We start from the raw sequence: 12008 nt of genomic DNA, 5'->3' as shown, positions 1-12008 counted from the left end.
GATGGTGTTGAGTTGGTGTCGGGGTGGTTAAATCGATCGCCGATTCTGATTCGCAATCGACTCAGGCAGTTGCAGCCGCAGCGGTGCCGTTTTTCTTCGCTTCGGCACGCTCTTTAAAGACTTGCTCGATGATGTCAGCGCCGACCAATCCGTACAAACGTGGTCGCGGTTGAATCAACGACGTGTCGACGTCTTCGTAAGACAGCTTGGGTTTCATCGTGGCATGATCGTAATCGGCGATCGTGCTTTTGAGGAACTTTTCGTTGTTCTTGTCGAACTCGTCCAACCATTGTTCGGCTTGTTTGCGTCGCTCGGCTGGGTCTTCCGCTGTCAGCGAAGGCTTTTGGAATTCCGGTTTGTAGTGAGCACCACGGCACTCGTCGCGTTGCAAAGCGCCTTGCAGAATGCACTTCGCGATCGGGAACATGTCCTGCAGCGACTTCGAAAACAGCACGTTCTGGTTGGACCAACTGCCGGTGTCCGACAAGTTGACCTTCATCGCGCGTTCGTGAAGATCATTGACGGTATCGATCGCTTCTTTGAGTTGATCGTTTCGACGAACGACGGTTGCGGCGCGAGTCATCACGTCGCCGAGTTCTTGGTGAATCAGGTAAGGATTCTCATCGCTACCCGAATTGCCCTTCAACAGATTGTCGTGGCGTTCTTGTTGCTTCTTCACAGCCGCTTCGACATCGCTGGACGCCAAATCGGCGTGGCCTTCGGCTTGGTTGTCGATGTAGTTAGAAATCGACGGCCCGGTGAATAGCCCAGTGAAAATGCACGAAAGCAGCGAGTTGGCTCCAAGCCGGTTTGCACCGTGATAGTGGTAGTCGCATTCGCCGATCGCATACAGACCTTCGATGTTGGTCATGTGGTTCTTGGGAGCCCCAGGCTCCAGTCCACCAGCGGCGGTACGAACATAGTCGGCCCACAGACCGCCCATGCTGTAGTGAACCGCAGGGAAGATCCGCATCGGTTCGATACGTGGATCGACGCCCTGGAACTTTTCGTAGATTTCCAAGATGCCGCCCAGCTTGCGGTCCAGCTCGCTCTTGGAAATGTGGGTCAAATCCAAGTAAACGCACATCCGCTCGTCATCGACGCTCAAACCTTCGTTGACGCAGATATCAAAGATTTCACGAGTCGCGATATCACGTGGAACCAAATTTCCATATTCGGGATACCGTTCTTCCAAGAAGTAATATCGCTCGCCTGCAGGAATGTCGCGTGGTGAGCGAACATCGTGTGGCTTCCGCGGCACCCAAACTCGGCCACCTTCACCGCGAGCCGATTCGCTCATCAGACGCAGCTTATCGCTACCCGGAATCGCAGTCGGGTGAACTTGAATGAATTCACCATTGGCGTATTTGGCGCCTGCTTGAAAACAGCGACTGGCGGCACTACCGGAGCAGAACACACTCATCGTGCTGCGACCGTAGATCAGGCCACATCCGCCGGTCGCGACGACAACCGCATCAGCCGGGAATGCCTGCAGTTCCATCGACACCATGTCTTGCGCAACGACACCGCGGCAACGACCACTGCTGTCTTGGATCAAGCCTTGGAAATCCCAGAATTCGAACTTCCGCACCATGCCTTCGGTCTCGCGGCGGCGGACCTGTTCGTCCAGGGCATACAGCAGCTGTTGCCCGGTAGTTGCCCCTGCGAAGGCGGTTCGCTTGTAAAGCGTTCCGCCAAAACGTCGACGGTCGATGAAGCCTTCGCCGGTGCGGTTGAAAGGAACGCCCAAACGGTCCATCAGGTCGATGACCTTGGGTGCCCAGTCCGCCATTTCTTTGACCGGCGGCTGGTGGTTCAAAAAGTCACCGCCGTAAACGGTATCGTCAAAGTGTTTCCACTCGTTATCGCCCAACTGACGTGTTTGGTCATTGCAGCTATTGATCCCGCCCTGGGCGCAAACGCTGTGCGAGCGTTTCACGGGGGTCAAGCTGATCAGATCCACGTTGATGCCAAGTTCGGCCAGCTTCATCGTGCTGGCCAGTCCGGCTAGTCCTCCGCCTACAACGACGACTCGGTGATTTGCCATGGCGATTCGGTTCTTTATTTCTAAGGTGGTGACTGCGTTGAATGGTTCGTGGCCGACGCATGACAAGCGTGGCCAAAATTGGCGGCGCGTTGCCTAGGAAGCCGGCGTGAATTCTTTCATCGCGGCTTGAACCGGTTCGGATTCCTCGGACTCTGAATCACTTTCAGATTCCACGGTGCTTTCTGGAGTCCGCTTTTCTTCGTTTTCTGGGACCATGCCTGACGCAACGCCCATTTCGTACATGCGGTCTTCGACCTGCTCCATCGCCTGCGCGTCTTCTTCGCTTGGGAGCACGGCCGCAGCCCATGCTGACAGTGAGATAACCGTCAAAACGACTCCGAACGCCACAAAAACTTTGCTGGCCCGCTGCTGAGCTTGAGGACTAATCCACAGCCCCCAAGTAATCCCGGCGGTCCATAAGCCGTTTGCCAAGTGGTAAACCAGCGAAAGCACGCCGACGAGATAGATGGCCGGCCAAACAATGCCCCAGCCAAAGTCCATCGCCGTCACCAGCGAGCTGCCGGCGTTATAGGGGTGGAACATGCCGAAGCCGATCTTGTTGATCGACGTGATCCACCACTCGGCGTGAAAACCGCCGTGCAAGTGCATGATGTGCAGGAACAGGTACACCAAGCCGATGATGCCGGTGTAGCGTTGCCAGGTGTAGCGTTTGTTGCTGGCGAATCGATATTGCCCGCTGTTGGGACGCCCGGTCTTTGCGATCCAAATGCCCAAAATTGCATGGAACAATAGTGGCAGAAAGATAAAGCCCCATTCGATCAGCGGCAAAAGCGCCCCGGGGCTATGGATCATGAACACGGCACGCTGAAACGTTTCCGGCCCGTTCAGCAAGCTGGCGTTGGTCGTCAGGTGAACGACCATGTACAAACCCAATGGCACGATGCCGGTCAATGAATGAAGCCGACGAATGGCAAATTCGTGCTTTTCGAAGAACGAAACCTCGGTATCGGAACGACTGTCGGACACGTGACTGATTGACCGGTTGTGTGAGGATCGAAAAATCGTCCGCAGCCTAACTTGGCCACGGAATTTACCCTTTCATTGATGGCTGAACATCGGTTGTGAGCATTGTCTGGTCGAGTCTAGGTCGTCAATGCACCTGCATCAGGCCATCGTTCCCACATCGCACCAAAACCGCTCGACAATCCCTTTGTAGCCAACAAATGAATCGCATGGGGGACGGCGACCACGCCCTCCTCCCAATTCTGCTAAGTTTCTGGTTTGCATAATCTACGCCCCTTTCGATCTGTCGACCAGATCGACTGATTGCCGCAGTCAATTTTGCTCCCCGGCTGACAAACCTTGATGAATATTTGGTGGATCGTCGCGCTCGCGATTACCGTCGTTCTTGTCTGTATTTTGCGTTTTCGCCTGCACGCGTTTGTGACCCTGCTGTTAGCAGGACTTCTTGTCGCAGCCCTGACTAAAACGGAGACCCTGCAGGTTCATGCACAACAAGAGGTCGCCGCTGAACGTTTCACGCCAAAGGAGGCTGAGTCATTCCCGCACAGCAGCCCCGTCAAACGGCTGTCAACGGAATTCGGAAACACTGTTGGCCGCATCGGAATTCTGATCGCGCTGGCCAGCGTCATCGGTGGATTGCTCAGTGAATCTGGCGCCGCAAGAATCATCGTCGAACGAATCTTGGCGATCACCGGTCCCAAACGAGCCCCCGAAGCTCTCGCGCTCAGCTCTTTTGTGATCGGAATCCCAGTGTTCTTCGACACGGTTTTCTACCTGATGGTGCCGCTCGCCCGTTCGATGCGCCGAGCCGTCGGCAAAAACTATGTCCTGTTTCTACTGGCGATCTTGGCCGGGGGCTCGATCGCGCACTCGCTGATCCCGCCAACGCCGGGGCCTTTGCAAGTGGCTGAAATCCTGCACATCGATGTCGGAGTGGTCCTGATCGCTGGACTTTCAATCGGATCGCTCAGCAGTGTGCTCTCACTTGCGGCGGCTCGCTTGATCAATCACTTCGTCGATGTCCCGCTACGCGGCGAAGATTCTGACGAACCAGAAACGTCATCGATGTCAAACGAGGAACCTGCAACGTCCCCGAGTTCCATATCCGCAGATGGCTTATCAACACCACAGGCAAGTCCGGCGCCGGGGCTGACCGTTTCCCTGCTACCAATCATCGTCCCCGTCGTCTTGATCACACTCGGTAGCGTTGTGAACTACGCGATCGATGCGGGGCACATGGCCAACAGTTCGATAACCAAAGGGATTCAGTTTGTTGGTGACAAAAACATTGCGATCGCGATCGGATTGGCTCTCGCGTTTCGGCTCGTTCGATTTGTCGATGCGGAACGTCGACAAAGCCTGGTCAGCCGAGCCTTGGCATCCGCTGGAAACATCATCTTGATCACGGCCGCGGGCGGGGCCTTCGGAAAGATGCTTTTCTATGCTGGAATTGCGTCCGCGGTCAGCGATTTAGTGGATACCAACGCGGGACTGGTTTTGTTGCCGGTCGCTTTCTTAGTGACGACCGCGATCCGCACGCTGCAAGGTTCCGCAACGGTCGCAATGATTACCGCTGCCGGAGTGCTGCAAGGCTTTGCCACCGGAGGCAACTTGCCGTTCCATCCGGTTTATTTGGCGATGGCAATCGGAGCGGGCAGCAAGCCTGTGTCTTGGATGACCGACAGTGCGTTCTGGGTGATCACCCGGATGAGTGGCATGACGGAATCGGAAGGCCTGAAAGTGATCTCGCCGATGAGCACCGCGATGGGATTATCGGCACTGTTGGTCACAGTCCTCGCCGCTTGGCTCGTCCCGGCAGTTTGAACTCCCCCCGGACCACGCTTCCGGTAAGAAACGCTCGTTCCCGCCAGTGTCCCCCGACACTCTGTGTAGGGAGCACTCATTCTCGACATCGTCCCCCGACACTCCGTGTCGGGAACGCGCTTCCCCACCATTATCACCCTTCACTCCGTGTCGGTAGCACTCCTCCCCACAGACATCGCAAACCAGAAAACGACCAAACGAAAAACCAACACGTCCTCAACGCTCGACAAGTTAGTCTCCAATCACAACTCTTCATCAGGTAGAATTGATCATCCTGCCTTGAATCCCACCTGCATTCCAAAGCGAACCCGACATGTCCAGTCACCATTGTCGCCGCTTCCGTGATCGCCCACTCTCGCGTCGCCGACTCCTTGGTGAAGTCGGCAGTGGTCTTGGTGCGATCGCGTTGAGTTCCTTGATGTCTGACGCCAGTGCTTCACAACGCACTGACGGATCGCAAGCGTCTGGCCCGCTGTCCCCCAAACCGACACACTTCGAACCGAAAGCTCGAAGCGTGATCTTCCTCTACATGGACGGTGGCCCCAGCCAAGTTGACACCTTCGACCCGAAGCCGCTGCTCAAGAAATACAACGGTGCCGATCCGACGCAAACGATTGGCAAACTGGCCCCAACACAGTTCGATAACGTGGGCAAAGTCTTGGCGAGCCCTTGGGACTTCGCAAAGCATGGTGACAGCGGCATCGAAGTCAGCAGCTTGTTTCCTCACCTTTCCAAAGTGGTGGACGAGCTTGCCGTTGTTCGTTCGATGACCAGTGAGTTCTCTGAACATACGTCGGCAAATTACTTTCTACATACCGGTAGCGGCTTACAAGGACGCCCCAGCATGGGTGCTTGGTTCGGCTACGGCTTGGGAAGCGAAAACGCGGAGCTACCCGGATTTGTCGTTCTCAACGGAGGCCTGATCCCGCCCGGAGGCCTGGACTGTTTCGGAAGTGGCTTTCTGCCGTCGGCCTATCAAGGCAGCATCTTTTTGCCTCAAGACAATCCGATCGCGAATATCAAGCCTGCCGAACCAAACGTCCAACTGCAGCGCAACAAGTTGGACCTGATCGCCGAGATCGATCGCAAAACGATGCAGTCAGAAGGCTATGACGACGAGATCGAAACGGCGATTCAGAATTTTGAAATCGCATTCCGAATGCAAACCACCGTCCCAGACTTAATGGATCTTCGCCAAGAATCGGCGGCGACCAAACGGATGTATGGATTGGAGTCGGACTTCCAAAACACACGAACCTTTGGAACCGAATGTCTGGTCGCACGTCGCTTGGTCGAACGTGGAGTGCGATTTATTGAACTGACTTGTCCGGCCGGCAATGGCGATCGCTGGGATCAACATTCCAACCTCGTCGACGGCCACACCAAAAACTGCAGAACAGTGGATCAACCGATCGCCGCTTTGATCGAAGACCTCCGGCAACGTGGCTTGTTGGATTCAACGCTGATCGTCTGGGCTGGCGAGTTCGGCAGGACTCCGTTTGCACAAGGAGCGAACGGTCGTGACCACAATCCGTTCGGCTTTACCGTTTGGCTTGCCGGCGGCGGAATCAAAGGTGGTGTGACCGTTGGCGAAACCGATGAATGGGGCTATCACGCGATTCGTGATCGATACGAAATGCACGACCTTCACGCGACGATGCTGCACTTAATGGGACTGGATCATACGCGTACCACATTCCGGTTCAGCGGACGCGATATGCGATTGACGGACGTGCATGGAAAACTGATCGAGGGGATTTTGGCATGATTAACGCAAGTACGAAACTTTGCCAAACATCGAATGTACCTCACCATCGGATCTTGCTATCCGTCCTGGCAAGCTTGTTTTGTTGCACAATCACACTCGGCGAAGAAATCCTTCAAACGAACAGCGACAATCAAAGCCACAGCGACGACGCAGCTTTCTTTGAAAACAAGATCCGGCCGTTGCTTGTCGACAAGTGCTACGAATGTCATGCCGGTGACGAAGCCGAAGCTGGTCTCTCACTCGACAGTCAACAAGGCTGGCAAACCGGTGGTGATTCGGGCGCCGCGATCATGGTCGGCGACCCTGACAAAAGTTTGATCATGGACGCAGTCCGCTACACCGAAGAACGTGTCATGGGGATGCCCCCGGATTCACGTTTAAGTGACGATGAAATCAAGGATTTGCAGCGTTGGATTGCCGGTGGTGCCTATGATCCGCGTCAATCAACGCAGACAACATCAAGACGCCCCAAATTCGATCTGCAGGAGCGTGTCGATCAACATTGGTCTTGGCAACCGATCGAATCTCCTACGCCACCGGCAATTGAAAATGACGATTGGTCTCGCGATGACATCGACCGATTCGTCTTGGCAAAACTTCGTGCCGCGAACATTCACCCCGCCAAAGACGCCGACCCACTGACTTGGTTGCGTCGCGTTAGCTTTGACTTGACGGGCCTGCCGCCTTCGCTGGAAATGATCCGCCGCATCCAGCAAGATGCCTCTTGGGAAACCAAAGAACAGATCGTCGATCAGCTTTTAGATTCGCCCCGCTTTGGTGAAAAATGGGCACGACACTGGCTCGACCTTGTCAGGTACGCAGACACTTATGGGCACGAATTTGATTACCCGATCGAGAACGCCCATCGCTATCGTGACTACGTCATCCGGGCTTTCAACAGCGATGTGCCATACGATCGCTTCATCAAAGAACACTTGGCAGGCGACTTATTGCAGTCACCGCGTCTGCATCCGGAAAAGAAGTATGACGAATCAATCGTCGGGACAGGTTTTTGGTACCTGCACGAAGCCACCCACGCTCCGACCGATGTGCTGCAGAACGAAGCTGACGTCGTTTCGAATCAAATCGATGTTTTCGGCAAAACCTTTCTCGGTCTGACAATCGCTTGTGCTCGCTGTCACGATCATAAATTCGATGCGATCAGCACCGCAGACTACTACGCATTTCAAGCGTTGCTGGAAAGTAGCTGCCGCCAAGAAGTGCCACTAGACAGCTATGGCAGTCGCAGTGACTTGGCCAATCAAATCGATGACGTCCGAGAAGAATTCGCAAATCACGTCCGTGACTCAGCTGTCAAATTTGATGACGACGAAGGTTTGCGTGCTGCGTTCGCAAAACTAAGCGAAGCGAAACAGGCGTTCTCACAAAACCAATGGGACGCATACTCAGCCCGTGCGAAACAGCTTGCCGATTTCGATACGGACCGAATTCCTGAAGGTTGGTCCACGACCGGACGCGCGTTCCAGCCGGTCACAAAGTCACCGAAGTACCTTATCAGTGCGGTGCCGGAAGGCCATCGCTCCGGAACCGTTGACAGTGGCGTTTACGGATCATCGGCGGCGGGAACACTCCGATCACCAACCTTCGAAATCACATCGCCTCGAATCGACATCTGGATGCGCTGCGATCGCAATATGACCGTTCGTATCGTGATCGACCATTACGAGATGGCGAAGTTTCAATCCCTGCTGTTTGGTGGCACCATCCGCGACAAACAACAGACCGATACGTCCGGCGAATACAAATGGATTTCGCTTGATGGCGATTTAAAGAAGTACATCGGACACCAAGCTTACTTGGAATTCGAGGACACCGGCGAGGGATCGATGGCGATCGATCAGATCTGGATGTCCGAGACTTGGCCGGAGACTTCACCACCGGACGGTATCATTTCGATGGATTTCGACACGGCCAAGCAGTCGCTTCAAAATCAATTCACCGACGGCAAGACAACAAAGCTTTTGCAGCGATGGGCAACGACGGAAACCGTCAACGATACTCCCAAAGAAATCTTGGCAATCGACTACTACAGCAAACGACTTGCCGATCTATCGAAGTCTTGGAAAAAGGCACCGATGGCGATTGCGATGGCAGCAGGGACTCGTCAATCGGCTCCCATCTATATCCGTGGTGGCCATTCCAACCATGGTGAACTCGTCGAACCGAGGAACCTAACGGCACTCGGTGGCAATCCTGGCAGTCGTCTGGATTTAGCTAACGAAATCGCCTCGCTACAGAATCCATTGACCGCGCGAGTCCGTGTTAATCGAGTCTGGCACCATCTATTCGGAACCGGCATCGTCGCCTCGGTTGATGATTTCGGACCACAAGGCATCATGCCAACTCATCCGCAGTTGCTCGATCACCTAGCAACAACATTTGCAGAAGACGGATGGTCAATCAAACGCTTGATTCGGCGCATCGTCCTTTCGCGAACTTATGGCCAGTCAAGCAACGCCCATCCGGCAAATGATCCGCAGTACATTGGCGAAGCGGATCCGACCAATTCGCTACTGCATCGAATGAACATTCGCCGCTTGGGAGCGGAGATGATACGAGATGGGATCTTGCACAGTGCGGGAACACTTTCGGACCAAATGTATGGGCAACCGATCCCAACCCATCGGACCGCGTTCATGACTGGGCGTGGTGCTCGTGGGAGCGGCCCGCTGGATGGCGAAGGTCGGCGAACGATTTACCAAGCGGTGTACCGTAATTTCTTGAATCCGTTTCTACTGACGTTCGATATGCCGAATCCCTTTGGCCCCAAAGGGCGACGCAGTCAATCCAACGTCCCGGCTCAATCGCTAGCGATGATGAACGATCCGTTTGTCATCGACCAAGCCACTCGCTGGGCCAAACAAGTCAGCGGCGACCAGCGACCGATCGAAGAGTGTATCCACGAGATGGCATTGCGAGCCCACGGCCAACCCTTACCCGACGAAGCAATCGAAACCCTAGTCAGCTTTGTCGAAACGCAAACCAAAGCGAGACAAGGAAATCAAGTCGCAGCCCTAGCCGACCTTGCCCAATCCTTGTGGGCAATGAAACGCTATCTCTATTTGCGATAAATCCTACTTCGTACTTCCTACTCGTACTCCTACTCAGCAAAGCGGTACTCGTACTCGAAACCCGCCACTGCATCACCCCAGCGAAACAGCGAGATCCAACGTCACCGCAAGCTGGGTTTCCCATCGCGATAAAAGCCCGATTCGAGAACGAGAACGAGTACCGGGCAAAGCCCTGAAGTACGAGTACGCTTCGTGACCACAATTTCCCCCATCGTACTCGTCCTCAGCGAAGCGGTACTCGTACTCGAAACCCGCCGTCTCACAACTCCAGCAAGAATCCCAAGATCCAACGTCACCGCAAGAATGGGCCTAATCCCGACGCGGAACGCCCGACTCGAGAACGAGGAACGAGTACCGGGCGAAGCCCTGAAGTACGAGTACGATTCCCGGCAGCAAATCGCCCAATCGTACTCCTACTCGTACTCAGCGAAGCGGTACTCCTACTCGAATCCCGCCTCAACAATCAGGCGACTGAAACTACGAAAAACCCCAGCAACAATCACTCTCCATCCGATTCCCCCAGCTCTTCTATCATCGAAGGCCGAAACGGTTGGCTCAGCATTTGATACGTCCGGTCTGCGTTGTGCGAAATCGGATTGTTGGCGTCTCGCTCTGAAGTCCAGACTTCTTGGCCTTTGTAGCGGGCATAGAGATTGTGATGCGAAAAGCGGGCCAACGACCAATGCCAACGTGGACCCTCGTCAGTTTGGATCGCGGTCAGTTGCAAAAACGCTTCCGGATCCGTGCCGACCGAGCAAACATATGCGAATAAAGCTCCGTCGAGAGTTGCCCCTTCAGAAGTCGCCTTATCCAAAGTCGACGAAGCAGCGATTTGAGATCGATAGAACGGTTGTGGGAGCAATCGCTGTTGAACGCGGTCGCCGGAAGCTGACACAGAGACTAAGTCAAAGTTGCGACCGATAGCACGCATCTGTTGCAATCTCGCGACAGGTGTCGAAGCGACCAGACCATCCGAACCGGAAACCAACGTCGGTTTGATCCCGGTGCGAGTACTCCACGTGTCGAACTCTCCCTCCGACTTGATCGTTTCTGGAGACAGGGAGTGCAGCTCATGCACGATGGCGCGTTGTCCGCTGGGATTGACATATCGCCAAAAGCAAGCGACTGCCTCGGCTGATCCTTCGTGCGTCCACACATAAACAGTTCCAAAGGACGATCCTTGCTGCTGTGGATGCCCCCAAGCGTAGACCGGTCCATCGGCCAGTTCCAATTGCGATGAGTTTTCAGAATTCGTCTCGCGTGAAAGCTTGTAATGTCTGGAGATCGAGTCAAACAATCGCCGCCAAGAAGATTCGTTTTCAGGTTCATCCGCGAAGCAAGAATCGACGGTGAAAGCCGCAATTAACAATGCAAGCTGCATCGCGACTCGTAAGCATGTTCGTGGTCGTAGCATTGGATTGTGAAGACGATGTTGAGTGCGATTATTTCCGTAATTTGGAAGTCGACCTGTCCGAGTGATTCCTACGGAATCCAGAACGCTCTATTGACAACGATCCAATTCTTGCAGCCCTGTGTGCGCTAAAAAGACAGAGATTCGTCAGTCGTCGGTATCCGCAGTATCTCCCGATGCGAAGTGAGATGCACTTCTTTATTAGCGTGATGAGTTTGCAAATTCAAACAGAATCATGATTTGCCAGACATGCGAGTCAGCCTCGACCGCTGTCCTCCAAGCGTCCGATGTACTTCAATCGTAGCGCGTGATACAGCTTTGCTGATGTCATTCGCATGCATCGGTGTGTTCATTGTTTTGACGCAGGGGCGCGGGAGGCGGAAAGTCGCTGAAAAAGTCAAATTGGAACGGAGTCTGTTTGAGTATGACGTTTTCCATTTTAGATTCGGTTCATTACCGCTGCATCCTTATACACTCTGCGTCCCTGCGACTCCCCGTCTCTGCGTCATCTTTTTCCAAAGCCTCCTGGTCGCGAAGGCTATGTCGAAGCGCCGAAACACCTTGACTTCCGTCACACACAATAGAGCTGAACTTGGGATATCATTTCTTCCGACAATCAATGGCTCCAGACAATATCCTGTCGATTGATTCGTGATCCACTCGACGGCAAGGTTTTTGTCGGAGATACCAAAGGTGACTTCGCTGGCACTGGGCACGTCATGACCTCCCGCACAGCAAACATGCACCGAGCGACGTTCGGCAAGGCAGAGATTGCCGTTTAGATCAATCACGAAGGTCGCTGCTTGGTCTTGAGAGCCTTGTGTGATTCCTAGCGACGACAACACACCCCCGAAGCTGCTCGACTGTGGTGATCGGCTGGAC

General features: G+C 54.3%; 6 protein-coding genes. 3 read left to right on the top strand and 3 right to left on the bottom strand.

Annotated features, from left to right (window positions below; all coding sequences use genetic code 11):
* Positions 1-61 precede the first annotated feature (61 nt).
* Both sdhA and LOC67_RS20410 read right to left on the bottom strand, forming a co-directional pair.
* Positions 62-2047: a succinate dehydrogenase flavoprotein subunit gene (gene sdhA / locus LOC67_RS20415; RefSeq protein ID WP_230264648.1), complete on the bottom strand. Its 1986-nt coding sequence runs from the start codon at positions 2045-2047 to the stop codon at positions 62-64.
* A 93-nt stretch (positions 2048-2140) separates the two neighbouring features.
* The gene (locus tag LOC67_RS20410; protein ID WP_230264647.1) at positions 2141-3034 is read right to left on the bottom strand and encodes a succinate dehydrogenase cytochrome b558 subunit; all 894 of its coding nucleotides are present in this window, start codon (positions 3032-3034) and stop codon (positions 2141-2143) included.
* Between the two features lie 339 nt (positions 3035-3373).
* Between LOC67_RS20410 and LOC67_RS20405 the strand changes: the two genes are divergently transcribed.
* The 3 genes from LOC67_RS20405 to LOC67_RS20395 all read left to right on the top strand — a co-directional run bounded on the left by LOC67_RS20405 (position 3374) and on the right by LOC67_RS20395 (position 9715).
* Positions 3374-4855 (top strand): GntP family permease, encoded by a 1482-nt coding sequence (locus LOC67_RS20405; RefSeq protein ID WP_230264646.1) that lies wholly within the window; start codon positions 3374-3376, stop codon positions 4853-4855.
* 313 nt (positions 4856-5168) lie between these two features.
* Positions 5169-6623: a DUF1501 domain-containing protein gene (locus LOC67_RS20400; RefSeq protein WP_230264644.1), complete on the top strand. Its 1455-nt coding sequence runs from the start codon at positions 5169-5171 to the stop codon at positions 6621-6623.
* Positions 6620-9715 (top strand): PSD1 and planctomycete cytochrome C domain-containing protein, encoded by a 3096-nt coding sequence (locus LOC67_RS20395; RefSeq protein ID WP_230264642.1) that lies wholly within the window; start codon positions 6620-6622, stop codon positions 9713-9715. The genes LOC67_RS20400 and LOC67_RS20395 overlap by 4 nt, the downstream gene beginning before the upstream one ends.
* A 499-nt stretch (positions 9716-10214) precedes the next feature.
* Here the strand turns inward: LOC67_RS20395 and LOC67_RS20390 are convergent, their stop codons facing one another.
* A complete protein-coding gene (locus tag LOC67_RS20390; RefSeq protein ID WP_230264641.1) occupies positions 10215-11129 on the bottom strand; it encodes a hypothetical protein in 915 nt (304 codons plus the stop codon).
* Positions 11130-12008 lie beyond the last annotated feature (879 nt).

It is taken from the genome of Stieleria sp. JC731 (assembly GCF_020966635.1).
GTDB lineage: Bacteria > Planctomycetota > Planctomycetia > Pirellulales > Pirellulaceae > Stieleria.
This window is presented reverse-complemented; position numbering and strand designations above follow the sequence as displayed.